The organism is Nocardia sp. NPDC059195 (assembly GCF_042754695.1).
Lineage (GTDB): Bacteria > Actinomycetota > Actinomycetes > Mycobacteriales > Mycobacteriaceae > Nocardia.
The window spans coordinates 78,177-100,219 of record NZ_JBHZBG010000023.1 but is presented as its reverse complement, the minus strand read 5'-3'; the positions used below and the strand labels follow the sequence as shown (position 1 = coordinate 100,219).

Sequence of the window (22,043 nt, the reverse complement as noted above, 5' to 3'; positions counted from 1 at the left end):
GATGGAGACCGTAGCGATTGCGGCCGCGGAGTCCGAGGATCTCGCCGGACGCGAGCCGGTACTCCGGGTCGCCGGGCTGACCGTGCGGTACGGCAATACCGTCACCGTGCGCGATGTGCACCTCGACCTTCACCCCGGCGAGACGGTGGCCCTCGTCGGGGGCTCGGGAGCGGGCAAGTCGACCGTCGCGAAAGCGATTGCCGGACTTGTCGTCCCGTCGGCAGGGTCCATCCTGCTCGATGTCTGCGCCGAGGGCGGCGAACTCGTCGACCTACTCGCGGCATCCGCGTCAGTCCGCCGCGCGGCCCGCCGCGCCGTGCACCTCGTGATGCAGGATCCGTACGCGTCCCTGCCGCCGCACCGCCGGGTCATCGATATCGTCGCCGAGCCCCTCGTCATCCACCGCATAGGCGGTGCGACGGAACGGGAAGAGGCCGGCCGGTCAGCACTTCTGGCTGTCGGCCTCGACCCCGCGCGCTACGCGCATCGACTTCCCCACGAACTCTCGGGTGGCGAACGCCAACGCGTCGCCTTCTCACGGGCGATCGTGACGCGACCCGCGGTGATCCTGGCAGACGAACCGACAGGCATGCTCGACGCCACCCTGCGCGCCGAGGTATCCCAGCTCATGGGCGATCTCGCCCGCGACAACGGCACAGCGATCCTGCACATCACCCACGACCTCGCCCTCGCCGCCCACACCTGCGACCGTGTCGTCGTCATGGCCGACGGCGCGGTCATCGAGCAGGGCCCCACCGCACAGGTACTCCACAACCCACAACACGCGACAACCGAACGCCTCCTGACCGCGGCCCTACGCGGGTCGCGCCGCGTCAGATCCGCATGACACGAACCGAGTTGCCGCAGAGCATGGTGCCGCCAAGATCACCTCAGGCGCAACGGATTACACGTTGAAGCGGAAGTCGCACGAATGCCGAAGCCGAACAACCTCTACCCACGAGCCCGCGATTGGGGCGTGCAATCCCTCTGGCAACCCGCGTTGCTAGAGATACCGTCGCGGTAATAATCACCGTCGGCTGATCGCAACGAGCGCATCGGTCAAAGGTCGGCGGTGCTGGCCGATGTCTCGAGAGCGTGCAGAGACACATACCGCTGTCGCTGGGTGAATGCGGATCCGCGGCCAACACCCCTGTGCGGCAATGGATCAACGAGCTGCCGGTGCACGGGGTCACCTACGCGCGTCAGTAGAAAGACCTGGTACGCGCCGCCAGTCCATCCGTCCGAACGAGACTCGTCGATCACACGAGCGATCTTTCGGTCCACAGGGTCGGCTGATGCCCGCAACCGATCCGCCGACGTCGGAGACCAATCGATATTGTCGCGACGATGCTGGATGCGAGGAATGTCGATCTGAATGTGGGAGTCGACGTAGAACGCGATACGGTCCACCGGCCGAAAGAAACGGCTGGGTTGGCACACGTATGCATAGCTCCGCCGATAAAGGGGCCATGCATCTTTCGCGGCGACGACAGCGGTGTCGGCAACGGCTATCGGACGCTGCGCGTACTGGTCCATCGCTGCGCTCACTTGCTGCAACCACTTGGCGGCCGATGTATCGATGAAACCTGCGACCTCGAGGACTCGCCGAATCTCGAACGGAACGTCGACGTTCAGCAAGCTGTCGTGATGAGCGAGCCGATTGCGAAACTTCCGCACGCCCTCGACAGCGACCGCCAGTTGCTTTCGCTGGCCGGTTGAGTTCGGGAACGCGCGGTGGAGGCAGTCACGCCACAGTTGCTCGTACTTCCGCCCCAGCAGACCTGACCAGAATCCGAAGCTGAGGCCGGCAACGATCTGATGTCGTGACTCGCGGTTCATCGGACGCAGACGTGTACGGACCGAGCAGGTCCCACACATCGGTCGCGCAATAGTCCCCGGGCATCCGAAGATGCTATCCTGTTCAAGAACGCCCCAGTGTCGCCTCTGAAGCAATTCATGCGCCTGGGGCTCCTTCAATTGGCCTCAGGCGCAACGGATTACACGTTGAAGCGGAAGTCGCAGACGTCGCCGTCGTGCATGACGTATTCCTTGCCTTCCATGCGGACCTTGCCCGCCGCCTTGGCCGCCGCCATGGAACCCGCTTCGACCAAATCGTCGAAAGCGACGAGTTCTACCTTGATGAAGCCGCGTTCGAAGTCGGTGTGGATGACGCCCGCGGCCTTGGGGGCGGTGTCGCCCTGGTGGATGGTCCAGGCTCGGGATTCCTTGGGGCCTGCGGTGAGGTAGGTCTGCAGGCCGAGGGTGTGGAAGCCGGCGCGGGCGAGGGCGTGCAGGCCCGGTTCGGTCTGGCCGATGGACTCGAGGAGTTCCAGGGCGGATTCGTCGTCGAGCTCGAGGAGTTCGGCTTCCACCTTGGCGTCGAGGAAGACGGCGTCGGCGGGGGCGACGGTCGCGCGCAGTTCGGCGAGCTTGGCCTCGTCGGTGAGGACGGATTCGTCGGCGTTGAAGACGTAGAGGAACGGCTTGATGGTGAGCAGGGAGAGCTCACGGAGCAGTTCGGCGTCGATCTTCTTCCCCGCGGCGAACAGGGTGGTGCCCTCGTTGAGGAACCCTTCGGCGGTCTTGGCCGCGTCGAGCAGGGGCTTGCGGTCCTTCTTGACCCTGGCTTCCTTCTCCAGGCGCGGGATGGCCTTCTCGAGGGTCTGCAGGTCGGCGAGGATGAGCTCGGTTTCGATGACCTCGATGTCGGCGGCGGCGTCGACCCGGCCGTCGACGTGGATCACGTCGTCGTCGGCGAACACGCGCACGACCTGGCAGATCGCGTCGGCCTCACGGATGTTGGCGAGAAACTTGTTGCCCAGGCCCGCGCCTTCGGAGGCGCCCTTCACGATGCCCGCGATGTCGACGAACGACACCACGGCGGGCACGATCTTCTCGGAACCGAAGATCTCGGCGAGCTTGTTCAGCCGCGGGTCGGGCAGCGGGACCACGCCGACGTTGGGCTCGATGGTCGCGAACGGGTAGTTCGCGGCCAGCACGTCGTTCTTGGTCAGCGCGTTGAACAGCGTCGACTTTCCGACGTTGGGCAGGCCGACGATTCCGAGGGTGAGGCTCACAAGGACCAGAGTCTACGGGTCCGCGACCGCGCCCGAACCACCGGAACCCGCCCCGTCGGCCGGGGCGGGTTCCAGCGGCGATCAGGGAACGAGGACGACCTTGCCCAGGTTGGCGCGCTGCTCGATCACCGCGTGTGCGGCGACCGCGTCGTCGAGCGCGAACTCGGCGTGCACGACCGGGTGCAGCAGACCGGAGGCGTAGTACTGCCAGACCTCCTGGCGCAGGTCCTCGTAGCGAGCCGGGTCGCGCTGGGCGAGACGGCCGATCCGGAAACCGGTGAGGGATTTGCCGCCCGCGAGGAGGTCTTCGGTGTCGATGAGGCCGCCACCGGTGCCGTAGGTGACCGCGCGCCCGCCTTCAGCGAGACCGGCGATGGCACCGCCGAGGCCGGTGCCGCCGACGCCGTCGAGGGCGTAGTCAGCCTGCTTGCCGCAGTGCAGCTGGTCGTAGGTGAACACCTCGTCGGCGCCGAGTTCGCGCACGAAATCGATCTTCGACTCGTCGGACACCGCGCCGACGACCCAGCTCGCCCCTCGCACCTTGGCCAACTGCACGGCGAGATGGCCGACACCACCGGCAGCGGCGGTGACCAGCGCGGTTTCGCCCTCGCGCGGGGTGGCGGTGTCGAGCGCGCCGAGGGCGACGAGCCCGCTGCGCATCAGCGCCACGGCGTCGACCGCCGAGGCGCCGTCCGGGATGGCCGAAACCTGGTCTATCGCGAGGATGACGTACTCGGCGTAGGCGTCAGCGGTACACAGGCCGACCACGCGGTATCCGGCGCTGTAGCCGTCGACCCCGTCACCGACCGCGACGACCTCACCGGCCACCTCCGCACGCACTTGCTCTGCTTCGCCACTGATCCGCCGAATCGCCGACAAGGTGACCCCGATCGCCTCGACCCGCACCAGCAGCTCGCCTGCACCGGGCACCGGCACCTCGGCCGCGACGACTTCGAGCGCCTCCGAACCACTGCCGCGCTCGTACTGAACCCGTCGCATGACACCTCCTACGTAATTGAGCGAAGCGCAAGATTAACCGGCTGACCTCGCGTTTCCACAGACCGTGCACCTAGGAGTGCGAAATCTCACCGCGTCCGCCGCGTTACGGAGAGGGGACCTTCCGATGCTGGATACCCCGCCTGGAGGTCGGGGACGCGTGGGTAACGCCACACCGCGGACGAATGGGTCGGCAAGCGCGTGTCGGCGCGGCGAACGATGTTCGGTGACCGACTGCGGCGTTCCGGCTCCCGGCTGGTCGAGTTCCGGCGCGGCGGCGAGGGAGTCCGCCCGCGCTACCCGAACGGATGACCTGGTCGCCACCAGCATTGTCGGCGTAACGTGGCGCGCATGGAGGCGACCACCGAGGTGGTGACCGCAGCCCCCGCGCCGGTGCTGGCCGCGTTCATCGACCGGTACGTGGGCTATCGACTCGCGGGTTTCGAGCCCGGCTTGCACCGCGGCCTCCCATCACGGCACATGACCTTCATCGTCGCCGTCGGCCCGCCGATCGATGTCGTCGAGCAGACCGACCCGCACCAAGCCCCCGGCAGCTACCGCTGCGTGCTGAGCGGCCTACAGGCGAGCCCAGCGATGATCGCGCACACCGGTTTTCAAGAAGGTGTGGCGATCGAGCTGACCCCGCTGGGTTGCCGGGTGCTGTTCGGCATGCCGGCGAGCGAGCTGTGGGATATCTCGATCGAATGTGCCCAAGCGCAAAGAACTCTCGGCGATCAACTCGCCGATGCTGTTCAATCGCACCAGGATTGGCCCCACCGATTCGCCGCGTGCGATCGCGCGCTCACCGCGGCGGCGCGCACCGAGTCCGTCGCCGGACCCGAACTCACCTGGGCGTGGCGCGCTCTCGTCGGCACCGGCGGCACCTGCTCGATCAACCCACTCGCCGATCGGATCGGCTGGACCCGCCAGCACCTGACCCGCAAGTTCACCGCCGAATTCGGCGCGAGCCCGAAACTGGCCGCGCGGATCATCCGGTTCGAGCGGGCAAGGCGCATGCTGAGCAGCACCCCCTCCTATATCTCCATCGCCCAGATCGCGACCGCCTGCGGCTACTACGACCAGGCCCACCTGAACCGCGACTTCGCCGAACTGGCAGGCATCGCTCCCACCGCCTGGCTCGCCGAGGAGATTCCATCCGTCCAAGACCCGAATGCCCTCGAAGCGCGAGGCTGAACACATGGACACTTCAACAGATACCCACACCAGCGTCTGGCCCTGCCTCGCCTTCGACGATGCCCGCGCCATGATCGGATTCCTCACCACCGCCTTCGGTTTCGAAGCAACCGCGGTCTACGCCAGGGAAGACGACGATTCCATCGTCGAACACGGCGAACTGCGCTGGCCGGGCGGCGGCGGCATCATGTTCGGCTCCACCGGCCGCGACGACTCCCCCTTCGGCACCCGCCCGCCGGGCGTCGCCAACCTCTACCTGGTCACCGACCAGCCCGACGCGCTCCGCGACCGAGCGAAGGCCGCGGGCGCGACGATCATCCGCGACCTGCGCGACGAGGACTACGGCTCCCGCGGCTTCAGCGCCGCCGACCCGGAAGGAAACCTCTGGAGCTTCGGGACGTACCGGGGCGAATGACCATCTGAACAAAACTTTCATTCTGCGCACGATCGTGTGCGAACCTCTCCGTCGCAGTTCGGCGATCGGCTACGTTGTCGATTGCTTCACCCGAGGCTCTGCGCGTTATACAGGAGAGTTGAGTCAATGGCGACCATCGAATATCTGCGGACCGATCCGGACTTGCCTCCGGTCGGTGTCGTCGATCGCACACCGATCACGCCCGCGAAGAAGGCTGTGTTCGCGGGGATCGCCGTACTCGGCGCCGTCGCGTGGACGATCATCGCGTTCGTGCGCGGCGAGTCCGTGAACGCGGTGTGGATCGTGATCGCGGCGGTCTGTACCTACATCATCGCCTACCGCTTCTACGCGCGGTTCATCGAGTGGAAGATCACCAAGCCACGCGACGACGTGGCCACGCCCGCCGAAATCTATGACAACGGCAAAGATTTCATGCCGATGGACCGGCGGGTGCTCTACGGGCACCACTTCGCCGCCATCGCGGGCGCCGGCCCGCTGGTCGGTCCGGTGCTGGCCGCGCAGATGGGTTATCTGCCCGGCACCATCTGGATCATCGTCGGCGTGGTGTTCGCCGGTGCGGTGCAGGACTACCTGGTGCTGTGGGCCTCGACCCGTCGACGCGGGCGCAGCCTCGGCCAGATGGCGCGTGACGAGCTCGGCGTGGTCGGCGGTGTCGCGGCGATCGTGGCGATTCTGGTGATCATGGCGATCCTGCTCGCGGTGCTCGCGCTGGTCGTGGTGAACGCGCTCGGCGAGAGCCCCTGGGGCGTGTTCTCCATCGCGATGACCATCCCGATCGCGCTGTTCATGGGTGTCTACCTGCGGTATCTGCGACCGGGTGCGGTCGGCGAGGTCTCCGCGATCGGCATCGTGCTGTTGCTGGCCGCGATCATCGGCGGCGGCTGGGTATCCGAAACCGAGTGGGGCGCGGACTGGTTCACGCTCTCCCGGACCACCATCGCGTGGTGCCTGATCGCCTACGGCTTCATCGCCTCGGTGCTGCCGGTGTGGCTGCTGCTCGCCCCGCGCGACTACCTGTCGACGTTCATGAAGGTCGGCACGATCGTGCTGCTCGCGGTCGGCATCCTGATCACGATGCCGGTGCTGAAGGCACCCGCCGTCTCCGAATTCGCCCACACCGGTGCCGGTCCCGCGTTCGCGGGCAGTCTGTTCCCGTTCCTCTTCATCACCATCGCCTGCGGTGCGCTCTCGGGTTTCCACGCACTGGTCTCCTCGGGCACAACGCCGAAACTGCTGGCCAAGGAATCCAATGCCAGGATGATCGGCTACGGCGGCATGCTGATGGAGTCGTTCGTCGCGGTGATGGCGATCATCACCGCCTCGATCATCGACCAGCACCTGTACTTCGGCATGAACGCCTCGGCCGGACTCACCGGTGGCACGGCGGAAGGCGCTGCCAAGTTCACGAACACGCTCGGCCTGTCCGGCCCGGCCGCGACGCCGGAATTGTTCTCCACCGCGGCCGCCGATGTGGGCGAGAATTCGATCGTCTCGCGCACCGGTGGCGCCCCGACCCTGGCGGTCGGCATCTCCGAGGTCTTCTCCGAATTCCTCGGCGGCTCGTCGATGAAGGCGTTCTGGTACCACTTCGCGATCATGTTCGAGGCGCTGTTCATCCTCACCACGATCGACGCGGGCACTCGGGTCGCGCGATTCCTGGTCTCGGACGCGCTGGGCAACTTCGGCGGCGGGTTCAAGAAGTTCCGTGATCCGTCATGGCGGATCGGCGCCTGGCTGTGCTCACTGATCGTGGTCGCGGGCTGGGGCGGGGTGCTGCTGATGGGCGTCAACGATCCGTTCGGTGGTATCAACGCGCTGTATCCGCTGTTCGGCATCGCCAACCAGCTGCTCGCCGCGATCGCGCTGACCGTGGTGCTGACGATCATCGTCAAGCGCGGACAGTGGAAGTGGGCGTGGATTCCCGGCATTCCGCTGGCGTGGGATCTGCTGGTCACAATGACCGCGTCCTGGCAGAAGATCTTCTCCGCCGATCCCAAACTCGGTTTCTGGAAGCAGCACAGCATGTGCCAGGCCGCCAAGGACGCCGGCAAGGCCTGCCTGACGGCGAAGACACCGGAGCAGGTCGACATCGCGATCCGCAATACCTTCATCCAGGGCACGCTCTCGATCGTGTTCGCGGTGCTGGTCCTGATCGTCACCGCCGTCGGTGTGATGGTGTGCGTGAAGGCGATCCGTACGGGCACGGTGTCCAGCACCGAATCCGAGGAGCAGCCGTCGAAGCTCTTCTCCCCCAGCGGTTTTATCGCGACTTCCGCGGAGAAGGACGTGCAGAAGGAATGGGATGTGCTGATCGCCGAGGGCAAGGTGAGCGCGCCGGGATCGGCGCACGTCTCTTGAGCGTGAGTGTGGTCAGGGACGCGGACGGCCGGTTCAGTGGATCGGCCGTCCGCGCTCCGGTGGCTGTGATCGGCCCACTCGGCACCGCCGGTCCCGTCGGTACCCCGCGAGGGCTGTTCCGGCGGGCCTTGGCGGCGGCTCGGGGGGTCGCCCGCTGGTACAGCGCGATCAACGGCGGCCAGGATTACGAGCGCTACGTCGACCATTTGCGCCGCAATCATCCGGGGGCTCCGGTGCCCTCCGTGCGCGACTACTGGCGCGAACGCTATGCCGAAGCCGAGCGAAATCCGACCAATCGCTGCTGCTGACCCGGGTTCGGCCACCTAGAGGATCGGTGGCCGATTTCCGCTAGCACCCCGCCGGGATGGGTGCCATTGTGGAACTCGTGACCATCACTGCTTTGGACTTCGAGGGCTGCTACCGGGCGGTCTCCACCCGCGACTCCCGCTTCGACGGGCAGTTCTTCACCGCGGTGCGCACGACCGGCATCTACTGCCGGCCGTCGTGCCCGGCGATCACGCCCAAGCGGGTGAATGTGTCGTTCCTGCCCACCGCGGCGGCCGCGCAGCAGGCCGGTTATCGCGCCTGCCGCCGGTGTCTGCCCGATGCCGCGCCCGGTTCACCGCTGTGGAATGTGCGGGCCGATCTGGCCGCGCGGGCCATGCGGTTGATCGGTGACGGGATGATCGAGCGTGGTGGGGTGCCCGGCCTGGCCGCCACCCTGGGCTATTCGCAGCGTCAGCTCACCCGGGTGCTCACCACCGAACTCGGGGCCGGTCCGCTCGCGCTGGCCAGGGCGCATCGCGCGCATACCGCGCGGCTGCTCATTCAGACCACCGAGATGCCGATGTCGGATATCGCGTTCGCGGCGGGGTTCGCCAGCATTCGGCAGTTCAACGACACCGTGCGCGAGGTATTCGCGGTGAGTCCGACGACGATGCGGACCGAATTGCGCCGATCCCCGCGCGCCGATGTGGTCGCGCCCGGCACGCCCGGCCTGCTGACCTTGCGATTGCCGTATCGCGAGCCGCTCGATACCGGCTGGCTGAGCTGGTTCCTCTCGGCGCACGCGGTGCCGGGGATGGAACTGTGGGAGGACGGCGTCTATACGCGCAGCCTGCGAACCCCGCACGGCCACGCGACTATTCGGCTGTCGTTTCAGCCGGGGCATGTGCGGGCCGAGTTGGCGCTGCGGGATATGCGCGACCTGGCGCCGACTGTGGCGCGGGTGCGGCATCTGCTCGATCTGGACGCGGATCCGATGGGGATCGATGGTGCGCTCGGCATCGGGCGGCCGGAGCGCGACCTCGGTTACCGCTCCGTCGACAGTACCGGTCACATCGGCAACGGTTCCGGCGATGCCACACCATATTCGGGCACCGCGGCGGTGGCGAGTACGAGCGCAGGGCTCGGTTTCACACCGGGAATCCGGGTACCTGGATGCCTCGAAGGCTCAGAATTGTTGCTGTGCACCATGATCGGGCAACAGATCTCGGTGCGTGCGGCGGGGACGCATATCGCACGGCTGGTGGATGCGCTCGGTGAGCGGATCGACGGGCCGGTGCCTCGGCTGTTTCCGACTGCCGAGGCGGTCGCCGAGCACGGTGCCGAGGTGTTGACCGGGCCCGCGCGCAGGGTAGCCGCCATCGCGTCCGCGGCACGGGCGATCGCCGACGGCGAGTTGGTCCTGCATTCCGGTCGCATCGCCGATGACCTGCGGCGCGACCTGCTCGCGCTGGACGGGGTCGGGCCGTGGACGGCCGATTACGTCACCATGCGGTCCCTGGCCGATCCCGACATTCTGCTCGCCACCGACCTGGTGGTCCGGCAAGGCGCCGCGCGGGCGGGGATCGACCTCGACAACACCACCCGCTGGGCGCCGTGGCGCTCCTATCTGTCCATGCACTTATGGAAGACCGCGCTCGAACATCGTGGCGCGCTTGTCCGTGAACCTGCTCTCCAGGAAGCGAAACACCATGACTGACACTGCTCTTCGTCGCGCCGATGTAGCCACCGTCCCGACGCCGATCGGCCCGTTCACCACCATCGCCGACAACGACGGCGCCGTGATCGCCTCGGGCTGGACCGGGGACGCGGCCACACTGACCGGCCTCATCCACGCCACATTGCGTCCGACCGAACTGCGGCAACGGGATTCGCTCGGTGCCATCACCCGGGCCGTGATCGACTATCACGCGGGCGACCTCACCGCGATCGACACGATTCCCGTGCGTCAGCAGTCGGGCGAATTTCTGGTCCATGCCTGGGAAGTCCTGCGCAAGGTCCCCGCAGGCGAGCCGGTTACCTATACCGAATTCGCCGGGCTCTCCGGGCGTCCAGCGGCCACGCGGGCCGCGGCCAACGCCTGCGCGCGCAACTCCGCCGCGCTGTTCGTGCCGTGCCATCGCGTGCTGCGGATCGGTGGAGCGCTCGGCGGGTTCCGGTGGGGGCTGGAGGCCAAGGCCTGGTTGCTCGCGCACGAGGGATGAGCGGGCGCCGGGACAGAACAGTCCAGTTATCTCAGATTGGCTCTTCTCTTCAGGTCCAGTAGGCCGGATTCTGGTACCCATGCTCACTCGTCGCCTGCTCGCGCTGTATATCGGTTTGTGGTTGTACGGCACATCGATGGCAGTGATGATCCGGGCGGGGCTCGGGCTCGACCCGTGGGATGTGTTCCATCAGGGGGTCGCCGCGCATGTGCCCTTGAGTTTCGGCGTGGTGACCGCGCTGACGGGAATTGCCGTGCTGCTCGCCTGGATTCCATTACGGCAGCGTCCGGGACTCGGGACCATCAGCAATGTGGTGGTGATCGCGATCGCGGTCGACGCCGGGTTGTGGTTGATCCCGGCCGTGGACGGACTGTGGTTGCGGATACTGGCCATGATCGCCGCGGTGGTGGTGAACGCCGCGGCGACGGTGCTCTATATCGGTGCGGGCATGGGCCCGGGACCGCGCGATGGACTGATGACTGGACTGGTAGCGCGGACCGGCTGGCCGGTCTGGTCTGTTCGGACCGGCATCGAGGTCACGGTGCTGGCCACCGGTTGGTTCCTCGGCGGCAGCGTGGGGATCGGCACCCTGGTCTACGCCTTCGGGATCGGACCGCTGGTCCAGCTGATGATCCCGCTCGTCGACGGCCGACTCCCCGGTTTCGCGCCGATTTCGCGCCAGGAAGCGGTGCTACCCGCGGAACGTCCGCAAGCCCCCACCGCGCCTTGCTGAGCCGTTCCGGGCAGAATACCGGCGAAATCGACAGCCGCCGTCACGATGCGCAGGTCGTCGGCTACGGGTGACTATGCGACCGTGGCCTCGAGATGCGAGCCTGCGCGACCGCGCACGACGTGCAGGCGCGTGGGGATACGCTGGCGCATTTCGTCGACGTGACTGACGACGCCGACCACGCGGCCGTTCGCGCGGAGTTCGTCGAGGACGCCCATGACGGCGTCGAGGGTGTCGGCGTCGAGGCTGCCGAAGCCTTCGTCGATGAACAGGGTGTCCAGGATCAGGCCACCGGATTCGGCGGCCACCACGTCGGCGAGGCCGAGCGCCAATGCCAGTGAGGCCATGAAGGTTTCGCCACCGGACAGGGTTTTCGCGGAGCGGACGACGCCGGTGTAGTCGTCGCGGACGTCGAGGCCGAGGCCGCCGCGTCGGCCCCGTGGGCCCGCCTTGTCCGAGTGGACGAATTCGTAACGGCCACCGGACATTCGGCGTAGACGCAGTGATCCCGCGACCGCGACCTCTTCGAGCCGAGCCGCGAGGACATAGGAGCGCAACGACATTCGTCTGTTGTTCTCGCCCCTGCCCGCGACCACTTCCGCCAATGCCGCCAACTCGTCGAATACACGCTGCTCGGGCGTGATCCGCTCGACCTCACCCCACAGCTGCGTCCCCAACTGCTCGAGCTGGGCGACCCGCTCGGTGGCCGCCGACTGGGCCGCCACCGCAGCGGTGAGCGCACTCTGCGCTTCGGTGAAGCGCTGCTCGAGCACGTTCAGGTCGCCAGGCGTCTGCTCGGCGACAGCCTGGATCCGCGGTTCGGCCAGCACCGTCTCGGCATGTGCGCGAGCCCGGTCCGCGGCGGTGAGTTCGGCTTCGATCTCGGCCTGCTGCCGTGCGGTTCGCGCCACGGCACCGACGAACTGGGCGTAGGCAGTCAGCAGGGCGATGTCATCGCGGCGCGGTGCTGGTTCGACCGCGGGAACCTCATGGACCGAATCCTCATCGACCGGCTCGTCGTCGAGGGAATCTTCATCGAACAGATCGAAAAGGCTCGGCATTTCGGCCTCGCTACGGATCGCTCGAGCTCGGCCCGTCCTCGCTTCTTCGCGGCCCGCACTCGCCTTCTCGTCAGTGCCGAGCTCGTCGCCGGCGGCCGTCTGGACGCCCGACTCCACGACAACACCCGTCTCGGACACAATGCCTGCGGCCGCGCCAGAACCCTCCTCGGCGACGACGCCCACCTCGGCGACAGCACCGGCCTCGGCGACGGTGCCCGCATTCACGACAGCACCCGTCTTGGCAGCGGCATCATCTGCCGCAGTTCGACTTGCGGTACGACTCGTCGATTCGTGTGCCGCTCGCTGCGCACTCTCCTCGTATCCCGCCGGCACGAGACCTGCTGTGCGGGCGAGGTTTTCCACGCGGGTGGCGATGGTGTGGACGGCGTCGCGGGCGGTGGTTTCGTCCATGCGGGCGGTACGGAGGGTGGTGGCGGCGGTGATGAGGGATTCGAGGCGGGTGGTGCGGGCGTCGACGGTGTTATCGGCGCCGGCGGCGGTGCGCAGACGGGCGGTGAGTTCGTCGAGGCGGGTGCGGGTGGTGGCGATGTTGGCGGTGACGGTGCCGAGGCGGGCGTCGAGGTCGCGGGACTGGTCGTGGAGGGCGGCTTCCTCGGTGCGCAGGGCCTCGAGGCGGCTGGTCAGAGCGGGCGTACGTTCGGCCGTTTCGGCGGTGTCGTCGAAGCGGTGGGTGGCGGTGCGGACGGCGTCGGCGAGGGCGACGGGGTCGGCGTCGCCACCGCGCGCGGTCAGCGCCTCGATTTCGCGTTCGATCGCGCTGATGCGTTCGGCGATGCGATCCCGCGCGGCCTCCGCGACCTGTTCGGCCGCCTGCGCGGCGTCCTCGGCGTCCTTGGACACCGCGTCGTCGGTGGGCTGGGCCGGCTCCGGGTGATGAGCGGACCCACAGACGGTGCACGGCGCACCCTCGCTGAGCGCGCCCGCGAGTTCGGCGGCCATGCCCGCGAGGCGGCGGGCGCGCAGGTCGAGGACGCGCTCCCTGGCATCGAGATGAGTGCGCCAGGCCGTGTCGTGTTCACTGCGCGCTGTGTCCAAAGCCGGTCGGCGACGGGCAATCTGGACAGCGGCCGCCGCCGAGTCCTGCCACTTGGCCAATTCGTTACGAACCCCGGGCAATGCGGCGGCCGCGTCGGTGGCCTCACGGAGCTGTTCCTGAACAGAACTGATCGCCGTCGGCAGTTCGACCCGCCGCTGCGCCAACTCCACCGCACGCCGCGTGAGCCGGGCAGATTCGCTCTCGTGAGCGGCGAGATCGTCGGCGAGCCCGCGGGCGATCACCGCGTCCGCGCGCACCTCGCCGAGCACACCGAGCAGCGCGTTCCACTGGCTGATCGCCGCATCGAGATCACCTTGGACATCCACGGTGCCTGACCCCGAATACAGGCGGCGTGCCTCGAGATCATCACCACGATCCGATCCACGGCGAGGTTGTCCGTCGGACGCGGGTTCCCGTCGACCCGCTCGCGTGCCGAGTCCGTCGGCACCGGCCAGCTGGTCTGGCATGCCACGATCCGGTGCCGCGACGCCATCTCGGGCGCCGCCGTTCGGGCCGATCGGCTCGTCCATCACGACGGTCAGCAGGCCCACGCCCGCGATATCGGCTGCCGCCGGGGCACCCAGCCGGTCGGCCAACTCAGTTGCGGCGCCGCGAGCGGCGCCTTCCGAGCGGCGCAGGCCGCGGACCGCGGAGCGCGCTTCGTCGATGGCTCGGACGACAGGTTCAGCCAGGCGGGCCCGGTCGAGTTCGCGTTCGAGTTCGGCGCGGCGAGAAGCGGCGGCGGTGTAGGTGGCCAGTTCGGTGCGGGCCGCGGCCATGCGGTTATGCAGCTCGGCGACGCGGCGTTGCTCTTCGGCTTCGGTGCGGGCTTCGGCCGATTCCTTGTGGCGCAGTTCGGCATTCGTGGTTGCCTCGGCGAGTACGGTGCGTGCGGTCGCCAGCAGTTCCTGGGACCACGTCACCGCGTCGAGGACGCCGACCGATTCCGCGCCGCCGTAGCCTCCGGCCATGCCGACCTTGGTGATCAGGCGGTCGATGCCCTGTTTGCGGGATTCCAGCTCGGCCGCGGCGGCGCGGCGGCGATCGGAGAGCCAGTGCTCGGCCGTGCCGAACCGCTGGGTGTCGAAGAGCTTTTCGAGCAGTTTCTCGCGGTCTTCGTTCTCGGCTCGCAGGAACTTGGCGAAGTCGCCCTGCGGGAGCAGCACCACCTGGAAGAACTGGTCGGCGCTCATGCCGAGCAGGCGCAGGACCTCGTCACCGATATCGGTGATGCGCGAGAGGTTCTCGCCGCTGCCGTCGAGCCAGGTGAGCGTGGCTTGGGGTTGCAGGAGCCTGGTTCCGCTGCCGTTCTTCTTCGGGCGCTCGAATTCGGGCGACCTGGTCAGTCGCAGGAGGCGGCCGCCGAGGGTGGCCTCCAGCACGACGCTCGGTGGTGTCTGCGGATCGGCGTGGTCGGAGTGCAGCCGCTTGCTCTCGCCGCGCGCGCCGGGCACCTTGCCGTAGAGGGCGAAGGCGATAGCGTCGAGGATGGTCGTCTTGCCCGCACCCGTGTGCCCGTGGAGCAGGAACAGCCCGTCGGCGCCGAGCGCGTCGAAATCGACGACGGTGGTCTCGGCGAACGGGCCGAACGCGGTGAGTTCGAGCCGGTGCAGCCTCACGCGACGCCACCGGCCGCGAACACGAGGCTCACGCAGTCAGCTCCGACGCGACCGGCTCGTGGCCGGATTCGGCACGGCACGAATCGTTTTCGCTCACCGCGGCCGCCAGCGCACGCTCCACCCATGCCATCTCCCCCTTGCTCGGTGTGCCACGCACGTCGGTCAGGAAGCTCGCCGCGACCTCCGCGTCGCGACGACCGTGCACCCGCTCGCGGTAGTGCAGCTCCGGATTACCTTCCGGGCGCGCCCATTCCACGTGCACCGCGTGCGGGAACCGCCCGCGCAGCTTACGCATCGGGTCCACCGGGCGGGTGGTGTCGGTGAGCGTGGCCGACACGTAATGCTCTTCGGCCGCGGCGAATTCGGCGTCGGTGAGCAGGGATTCGATGGTGCCGGTGAGCCTGCTGAGCCCGCGTACCAGCGGCAGATCGTGGCGATGCACCGCGGCGAGCCCCCCGGCGTCGAGGTCGACGATCCACACCGCCTTGCGATGGGAACTCTCACCGAACGAATACGGCAGCGGAGATCCGCTGTAGCGCACCGACTCCGACAGCGTCTGCGGTGAATGCAGGTGCCCCAGCGCCACATAGTCGATGCCGTCGAAGGCCGACATCGACACCGTCTCCACACCGCCCACCGAGATGGACCGTTCCGAACCCGTCGCCTCCCCGCCGATCACGAACGCGTGCGCGAGCACCACCGTGCGCGGGCCGGACCTGGCGGCGATATCGGCACGAATCCGCGCCATCGCGGCATCGAGGATCTCCGCGTGCGAATGCGCCTGTGGCACACCCAGTTCGGCGCGGGTGATCTCCGGCTCCAGATACGGGATGCCGTAGAACGCCACCGCACCGTCACCATCGGCGAGCACGATCGGCCGGTGCGCGTCGGCGACTCTCGTGCACAGGTGCAAGCCACCGGCGGCGGCGAAGCTGGCACCCGCGCCGAGCCGGGCAGGCGAATCGTGATTGCCCGAGGTGGCGATGATCGTCGCCCCCGCTGCCCGGATCGCCTCGAATCCACGATTGCAGACCCCGATGGCATCGGCATTGGGGATCGAGCGGTCATAGATATCGCCGGGCACCACCACCACGTCGACCGATTCGGCCGCGACCAGCTCCGCGACGGCCGCCAGCACCCGCGCCTGATCGGCCAGCAGGTCGACACCGTGAAAGGTGCGCCCGATGTGCCAGTCGGAGGTGTGCAGGATCCGCATGTCGCGAACCGTAGGGCACACCCCCGACAGAATTCAATCGACCCACCACACGCGTGTAATTCACCGGCGTGGCGCCCAGCATGGCGCACGATGTCCGGCCCGCCGCGACCATGCCCGGTTTGCCGGGGAATTGCGAACTTGTCGGTGGCCTCGGGCAGTATCGCCTCTCATGACCGCTTCGATGCTCGTCGCGCTCGTCTTCGTTTTCGCCGCAGGCTTCGGTCTCGGCTGGTTGGGGCATTCCGCCCGTGGTGGGCAACGCGCCGCCACCGCGGAGGCCCGGCTCGCCGCGGCCGGGGACAATCAACGGTTGCTGCAGCAATCGCTGCACTCGGCCAATGAGGACGCGGCGCGCAGGCATTCGGCCGCGATCGGCGCGATGGTCGATCCGCTCCGCGACGCGGTCGGCGCGCTGGAACAGCAGATCCGACAGGTCGAGCACCATCGGATCGACGCCTATTCGGGCTTGCGTGAGCAGGTCGCCGGCATGCAACGCACCTCGCATCGGCTCTCCGATCAGACCGGTCAGCTGGTCGCCGCGTTGCGTGCGCCGCAGGTGCGCGGACGGTGGGGCGAGATCCAGCTGGAACGGGTCGTCGAACTGGCCGGGATGACCAGGCACTGCGATTTCGACACCCAGGTGAGCCGGCCCGGCGGCGACGATCGAGGCTCGGTTCGGCCCGACATGGTGGTGCGGCTGGCCGGTGGCAGGCACATCGTTGTCGACGCGAAGGTGCCGTTCTCGGCGTATCTGGACGCGGCGACCACCGACGATCCCAGCGCACGCACCCAATTTCTGGCCCGCCACGCCAAGCACCTGCGCGCCCACGTCGACCAACTGGCCGACAAGGCCTACTGGGCTGCCTTCGATCCGGCACCGGAGTTCGTCGTGCTGTTCGTACCGGGCGACCCGTTCCTCGACGCCGCGCTCACCACCGATGCCGATCTCTTGGAGTACGCGTTCGGCCGGAACGTGATTCTGGCAACCCCCACTACCTTGATCGCACTGCTACGTACGGTGGCATTCAGCTGGCGGCAGGAAGCGCTCTCGCGCGATATGGCAACGGTGCAGCAACTGGGTAAGGAGCTCTACACCCGGCTGGGCAAGGTCGCCGAGCATCTGGACAATCTGGGCGTGAATCTCGGTAAGGCCGTAGCGGCTTTCAACGCGACAGTGGGCTCGGTGGAGTCGCGGGTACTGGTCACCGCGCGCCGGATGCACGATCTCGGCGTGGGCGATCAGGAGCTCCCGGCAATCCGGCTGACGGAGACCCGACCACGCGTCGTCGCGTTCGCCGACGCCGAGGATCGTGTCTGAGATCCCCGTGCCGTAGCGCCTACAGGGCCGATGTGCAGTTAGTGTCATAGTGTGGCTGCTTCCCAACGTGCGCGACCCCGGGTGCCCGCGCCGCAACGTTCGATCGTGCCCTCGGTACCCGGCATCCCCGCCTGGGCCGCGATTCTGCTCGCCGCGGGTGCGACGGGTCTCGGGTTCCTGATCGACGGACTCGGCGGCGAAACCTATCCGACCGGCACGTTCTCGGCGCTGTATGTGCTCGGCTGCGTGCTCGCCGTGTGCGCGGTGCGCTTCCGCGGTCTGTTCTCCACCATGGTGATGCCGCCGCTGCTGCTGTTCGTCGCAGTGCCGGTGGCCTGCCAGATGCTGGGTGGGCGTGCCACCACCTCGATCAAAGACGTTCTGATGAACCTGGTCATCCCGCTGGTGGAGCGCTTCCCGACGATGGCGCTGGCGACCGTGCTGGTACTGGCCATCGGTGGAGCCCGGATCGCGATCGCCAAGCGCGCGTCCCAGACCGCTCGCCCCACGCCGGACCGCCGGACCGCACGCACCCCGGTCAAGCGCCGCCGCCCCGAGCCGACCCCCGACCTCGCCACCGCCGCGCGCAAGCGGCCCCGCCGCGCCACCGCCGTCCTGGACGACCCCGATCCCGACACCGAGGTCGATATGGCGAGCCCGGCCCGCCGACCCGCCAGGCCCACCGAACCGAAACGAGCGCCCGCCGCCGCCAGACAACGCGAGCCCCGTGCCGCCCGCGGCGGTGAAGCCCGCCCCACGCGCGCTGCCACCGCGCCGCGCGAAGCCGAGCCTGCCCGCGTCCCACGCCGCCGCGGCGAAGCACCCCCGCACCCACAACCGAACGTGCGCTACCGCGACCGCGCCGACTCCACCCGAACCGAACGCCGCCGCCCGGACAACGGGTAAGAAACGAACGAAGATCCCCGCCTAGACGGCGGGGATCTTCTTCTTTGTGCGCCCACTGATCTCGCACGAACATGGGTAACTCACCGGGTACGGGCTAGCTGAGCCACCACCACTGTCTGGCCGCCAACGCGAATCTCCCCGCACCCCAGATCTGGCTTGAAGTCACGGGGAGGCGGGGGAGCGGGGGGGCCGTAGTTCGCGTGGCAACGAGAAGACCAGCGTCTCGTTGGCCGTGGTCACCGGCTGTACCTCGCCGAAGCCGTGCTCGGCCAGCAGGTCGAGCACCCCGGTCACCAGGATCTCCGGCACCGAGGCGCCGGAGGTGATGCCGATGGTCTGCACACCCTCGAGCCAGGCCAGGTCGACCTCGCGCGCGTAGTCGACCAGATAGGACGCCTTCGCACCCGCGCCGAGCGCCACTTCGACCAGTCGCACCGAGTTCGACGAGTTGCGTGAACCGACCACGATCACCAGATCGCATTCGGGCGCCATCGCCTTGACCGCGGTCTGGCGGTTGGAGGTGGCGTAGCAGATGTCGTCGCTCGGCGGGTCCTGCAGCGTCGGGAAGCGTTCGCGCAGCCGCTCGACGGTCTCCATGGTCTCGTCGACCGAGAGCGTGGTCTGCGACAGCCAGATCACCTTCGACGGGTCGCGCACGGTCACCTTGTCCACCGAGTCGGGCCCGTCCACCAGCTGCACGTGCTGGGGTGCCTCACCGGCGGTGCCTTCGACTTCCTCGTGGCCTTCGTGGCCGATCAGCAGGATGTCGAAGTCGTCGCGGGCGAAACGCTTGGCTTCCTGGTGCACCTTGGTGACCAGCGGGCAGGTGGCGTCGATGGTGCGCAGGTTCCGTTCGGCGGCGGTCTCGTGCACGATCGGCGCGACACCGTGCGCGGAGAACACGACCAGCGCGCCCTCTGGCACCTCGTCGGTCTCGTCGACGAAGATCACGCCCTGCTCGCGTAGCGTTTCCACCACGTGGCGGTTGTGCACGATCTCCTTGCGCACATAGATCGGGGCGCCGTGTTTCTCGAGCGCCTTCTCCACGGTCTCGACGGCGCGGTCGACGCCTGCGCAGTAGCCGCGCGGCTCGGCCAGCAGCACGCGCTTGCCACCGGCAGCGTTCGCGCCCGCGGAGCGCGTGATACCGACGTTCAAGGGGATTGCCGAGGTCATATTCCACAGCTTACGTGCGTGCGACGGGCCCGATCAGGTCGGATCAAGGGGCGAAAGTCACATAACAGGGGTGTGGACCTTTGCATCACACCCGGTTTGCGGCAGGCTGGGGGCATGTTTCGACCTCCGTTCCTGGCCAGGGTGGCCGCCGGCGCCGCCGTGTATGCCTTAGAAGAGACCCGGCGACTGCCTGTCGCCGCGGTCAATTTCCCGATCACCGCGCTCAGCCGTGTGCTGCAGACCACCATGCATGTGCAGCAGTTCGTCACCAGCCTCGCGCTCAAGGGTGACGGTGTGTTCGAGCGGCTCGGTTCGGTTCCGGCCGAGCAGCCCGAATGGGCCACTTTCGACGAGGACATCGAGCCCGCGCCTGCCACCAACGGCCACACCAGCCGCTTCGATCTGTTCGAGGAGGCCGACGCCACGCCGACCAACGGCAAGGTCGTGCCCGCGTCACTGCTGCTGCTCGAGACCGAGCAAGAGGTCATCGAGCCCGCCGAGGAGCCCGCCGCGGCGGAGGTCGTCGCCCCCGAGGTCGCGATCCGCTACGACTACCCCGCGATGACGCTGGCCCAGCTGCGCGCCCGGCTGCGGATGCTGACCGTCGAGGAGCTGGCCCAGCTGCTGGCCTTCGAACAGCAGACCCGCGCCCGCGCTCCCTTCGTCACGATGCTTACCAACCGCATCGCCACCGTCCAGGCGCAGTAAAGCAGAAGTCCAGGCGGCCGTATCCCCTCCAGGGATGCGGTCGCCTTTCGGTTGCAGTGCATCGCGTAGAACTGACCTATGACTCAGGACGGCGTCGCGCAGACCGGCGCTCCGGCGAATTCGGCGGAGCAGCCGTATCCGGTGCGTTCGGTCGCGGTGAAGGTCGCCCAGTGGATCGAGCGGCTCGGCAGCATCTGGGTGGAGGGGCAAGTCACCCAGATCAATCTGCGCCCCGGCACCCGCACCGCGTTCCTGGTGTTGCGCGATGCCTCGGTGGACATGTCGCTGTCGCTGACCTGCGATCCCGAGCTGTTGCGCAGGCTGCCGGTGCCGTTGACCGAGGGCAGCCGCGTGGTCGTCTACGGCAAACTGCACTTCTTCACCGGCCGCGGCACCGTCTCGTTGCGGGTCACCGAGATTCGCGCGGTCGGCATCGGTGAGCTGCTGGCGCGGATCGAACGATTGAAAGCCCTATTGACGGCCGAGGGGCTGTTCGATGCCCGGCTCAAGCGGCCGTTGCCGTTCCTGCCCGCGACGGTCGGGCTGATCACCGGGCGGGCGAGCGCGGCCGAACGTGACGTCGTATCCGTGGCCCAGAACCGTTGGCCCGCAGTACGTTTCGTCCTCCGCAATACCGCGGTTCAGGGCCCGACCGCGGTCCCGCAGATGCTCGAAGCCCTGGCCGAACTGGATCGCGACCCCGACGTCGAGGTGATCGTGCTGGCACGCGGCGGTGGCAGCGTCGAAGATCTGCTCGCCTTCTCCGACGAGGCACTGTGCCGGGCGGTCGCCGCCGCCCGCACCCCGGTCGTCAGCGCCATCGGCCACGAACCCGACAACCCCCTGCTCGACCTGGTCGCCGACCTGCGCGCGGCCACCCCCACCGATGCCGCCAAACGCATCGTCCCCGACGCCGCCGCCGAACTCGCCGGGGTTCGCGAGATGCGCGCGCGCTCGGCGGCCGCGTTGCGCGGCTGGGTCCAGCGCGAGGCACACACCATCACACAGTTGCGATCGCGCCCCGTCCTCGCCGATCCGCTGCGCGAACTGACCCACCGCCATGACGAGCTGGAACGACTGCGCACCGCCGCGCGACGCAATGTCGAACAGCTACTGCGCGGCGAGTCGACGACCACCCTGCATCTGCGCGAGAAGCTCACCGCGGTGGGTCCGGCCGCCACACTGGCCCGTGGCTACGCTGTCGTGCAGCGCGTCGCCGGTCCCGAACGGCATGTCGTCCGTTCGATCGATGACTCCCCCGCGGGCAGCCAGCTGCGCATCAGGGTCGCCGACGGAGCCGTCACCGCCGCGGCACTCGGCACCAAGCGACTGACGCCAGAGACCACCGACGAGAAGAGGAAGTGACCGTGGCCGACGCCGGTTCCGAGAACACCGCTGCCGACACCCTGGCCGAGATCGCGACCTTCGGCTACGAACGCGCCCGCGACGAACTCATCAACGTGGTGAAGATGCTCGAACAGGGCGGCCTCGACCTCGACGACTCGCTGGTGCTGTGGGAACGCGGCGAAGCCCTGGCCACCCGCTGCGAACAGCATCTCGCCGGCGCCCGCCGGCGCGTGGAGGACGCACTGTCCCGCGCGGATCTGGACACCTCCGACTGAGCTCGCGTCCGACATTCCACTTTTACCGCCGCGAAACACCGGCCGGGCACGCTGGTCCTCGGTCGGTCCGACGATGGATC

At 68.1% G+C, this 22,043-nt stretch carries 19 protein-coding genes; 13 read left to right on the top strand and 6 right to left on the bottom strand.

The features are described 5' to 3' along the window. Nucleotide 1 precedes the first annotated feature (1 nt). Nucleotides 2-847: an ABC transporter ATP-binding protein gene (locus tag ACFXKN_RS25205; RefSeq protein WP_378940591.1), complete on the top strand. Its 846-nt coding sequence runs from the start codon at nucleotides 2-4 to the stop codon at nucleotides 845-847. Between the two features lie 212 nt (nucleotides 848-1,059). Here the strand turns inward: ACFXKN_RS25205 and ACFXKN_RS25200 are convergent, their stop codons facing one another. From ACFXKN_RS25200 to ACFXKN_RS25190, 3 genes are all read right to left on the bottom strand, one after another. Then, nucleotides 1,060-1,839, bottom strand: coding sequence for a hypothetical protein (locus tag ACFXKN_RS25200; protein ID WP_378940592.1), 780 nt, complete (start codon nucleotides 1,837-1,839; stop codon nucleotides 1,060-1,062). 158 nt (nucleotides 1,840-1,997) lie between these two features. Then, nucleotides 1,998-3,077, bottom strand: a complete 1,080-nt coding sequence (gene ychF, locus ACFXKN_RS25195) for a redox-regulated ATPase YchF (protein WP_379433976.1) — start codon at nucleotides 3,075-3,077, stop codon at nucleotides 1,998-2,000. Between the two features lie 81 nt (nucleotides 3,078-3,158). Further along, entirely contained in the window at nucleotides 3,159-4,076 is a 918-nt protein-coding gene (locus tag ACFXKN_RS25190; RefSeq protein WP_379433975.1) for a zinc-binding alcohol dehydrogenase family protein, read from the bottom strand. Between the two features lie 348 nt (nucleotides 4,077-4,424). Between ACFXKN_RS25190 and ACFXKN_RS25185 the strand changes: the two genes are divergently transcribed. From ACFXKN_RS25185 to ACFXKN_RS25155, 7 genes are all read left to right on the top strand, one after another. After that, nucleotides 4,425-5,267, top strand: a complete 843-nt coding sequence (locus ACFXKN_RS25185) for a helix-turn-helix domain-containing protein (protein WP_379433974.1) — start codon at nucleotides 4,425-4,427, stop codon at nucleotides 5,265-5,267. A 4-nt stretch (nucleotides 5,268-5,271) separates the two neighbouring features. Then, nucleotides 5,272-5,682: a VOC family protein gene (locus tag ACFXKN_RS25180; protein ID WP_379433973.1), complete on the top strand. Its 411-nt coding sequence runs from the start codon at nucleotides 5,272-5,274 to the stop codon at nucleotides 5,680-5,682. A gap of 126 nt (nucleotides 5,683-5,808) precedes the next feature. Further along, nucleotides 5,809-8,061, top strand: a complete 2,253-nt coding sequence (locus tag ACFXKN_RS25175; protein WP_379433972.1) for a carbon starvation CstA family protein — start codon at nucleotides 5,809-5,811, stop codon at nucleotides 8,059-8,061. Further along, nucleotides 8,001-8,369, top strand: a complete 369-nt coding sequence (locus ACFXKN_RS25170) for a YbdD/YjiX family protein (RefSeq protein WP_379433971.1) — start codon at nucleotides 8,001-8,003, stop codon at nucleotides 8,367-8,369. The genes ACFXKN_RS25175 and ACFXKN_RS25170 overlap by 61 nt, the downstream gene beginning before the upstream one ends. A 56-nt stretch (nucleotides 8,370-8,425) precedes the next feature. Then, nucleotides 8,426-10,045 carry a DNA-3-methyladenine glycosylase 2 family protein gene (locus tag ACFXKN_RS25165; protein WP_379433970.1) on the top strand — a complete coding sequence of 540 codons (1,620 nt, stop codon included), beginning with the start codon at nucleotides 8,426-8,428 and terminating at the stop codon, nucleotides 10,043-10,045. Continuing rightward, nucleotides 10,038-10,550 carry a methylated-DNA--[protein]-cysteine S-methyltransferase gene (locus ACFXKN_RS25160; protein ID WP_378940599.1) on the top strand — a complete coding sequence of 171 codons (513 nt, stop codon included), beginning with the start codon at nucleotides 10,038-10,040 and terminating at the stop codon, nucleotides 10,548-10,550. The genes ACFXKN_RS25165 and ACFXKN_RS25160 overlap by 8 nt, the downstream gene beginning before the upstream one ends. A 79-nt stretch (nucleotides 10,551-10,629) precedes the next feature. Next, nucleotides 10,630-11,283, top strand: coding sequence for a YitT family protein (locus ACFXKN_RS25155; RefSeq protein WP_378940600.1), 654 nt, complete (start codon nucleotides 10,630-10,632; stop codon nucleotides 11,281-11,283). 71 nt (nucleotides 11,284-11,354) lie between these two features. Here ACFXKN_RS25155 and ACFXKN_RS25150 read toward each other — a convergent pair whose 3' ends face one another. Further along, nucleotides 11,355-15,017, bottom strand: coding sequence for an AAA family ATPase (locus ACFXKN_RS25150; RefSeq protein WP_378940601.1), 3,663 nt, complete (start codon nucleotides 15,015-15,017; stop codon nucleotides 11,355-11,357). A 28-nt stretch (nucleotides 15,018-15,045) separates the two neighbouring features. Next, nucleotides 15,046-16,233: an exonuclease SbcCD subunit D gene (locus ACFXKN_RS25145; RefSeq protein WP_378940602.1), complete on the bottom strand. Its 1,188-nt coding sequence runs from the start codon at nucleotides 16,231-16,233 to the stop codon at nucleotides 15,046-15,048. A 169-nt stretch (nucleotides 16,234-16,402) separates the two neighbouring features. Between ACFXKN_RS25145 and ACFXKN_RS25140 the strand changes: the two genes are divergently transcribed. Both ACFXKN_RS25140 and ACFXKN_RS25135 read left to right on the top strand, forming a co-directional pair. Continuing rightward, entirely contained in the window at nucleotides 16,403-17,551 is a 1,149-nt protein-coding gene (locus tag ACFXKN_RS25140) for a DNA recombination protein RmuC (RefSeq protein ID WP_379433969.1), read from the top strand. Between the two features lie 51 nt (nucleotides 17,552-17,602). Further along, nucleotides 17,603-18,457 carry a DUF6542 domain-containing protein gene (locus ACFXKN_RS25135; protein ID WP_379433968.1) on the top strand — a complete coding sequence of 285 codons (855 nt, stop codon included), beginning with the start codon at nucleotides 17,603-17,605 and terminating at the stop codon, nucleotides 18,455-18,457. Nucleotides 18,458-18,619: 162 nt separating this feature from the next. Here ACFXKN_RS25135 and ACFXKN_RS25130 read toward each other — a convergent pair whose 3' ends face one another. Beyond that, nucleotides 18,620-19,633: a 4-hydroxy-3-methylbut-2-enyl diphosphate reductase gene (locus tag ACFXKN_RS25130; RefSeq protein WP_379433967.1), complete on the bottom strand. Its 1,014-nt coding sequence runs from the start codon at nucleotides 19,631-19,633 to the stop codon at nucleotides 18,620-18,622. A gap of 114 nt (nucleotides 19,634-19,747) precedes the next feature. On the opposite strand from ACFXKN_RS25130, the gene ACFXKN_RS25125 reads away from it, so the two are divergent. From ACFXKN_RS25125 to ACFXKN_RS25115, 3 genes are all read left to right on the top strand, one after another. Then, nucleotides 19,748-20,341 (top strand): lipid droplet-associated protein, encoded by a 594-nt coding sequence (locus tag ACFXKN_RS25125; RefSeq protein WP_379433966.1) that lies wholly within the window; start codon nucleotides 19,748-19,750, stop codon nucleotides 20,339-20,341. A 78-nt stretch (nucleotides 20,342-20,419) separates the two neighbouring features. Then, the gene (xseA, locus tag ACFXKN_RS25120; protein WP_379433965.1) at nucleotides 20,420-21,706 is read left to right on the top strand and encodes an exodeoxyribonuclease VII large subunit; all 1,287 of its coding nucleotides are present in this window, start codon (nucleotides 20,420-20,422) and stop codon (nucleotides 21,704-21,706) included. Next, the gene (locus ACFXKN_RS25115; RefSeq protein WP_378940608.1) at nucleotides 21,703-21,963 is read left to right on the top strand and encodes an exodeoxyribonuclease VII small subunit; all 261 of its coding nucleotides are present in this window, start codon (nucleotides 21,703-21,705) and stop codon (nucleotides 21,961-21,963) included. The genes xseA and ACFXKN_RS25115 overlap by 4 nt, the downstream gene beginning before the upstream one ends. The last annotated feature ends 80 nt before the right edge of the window (nucleotides 21,964-22,043 follow it).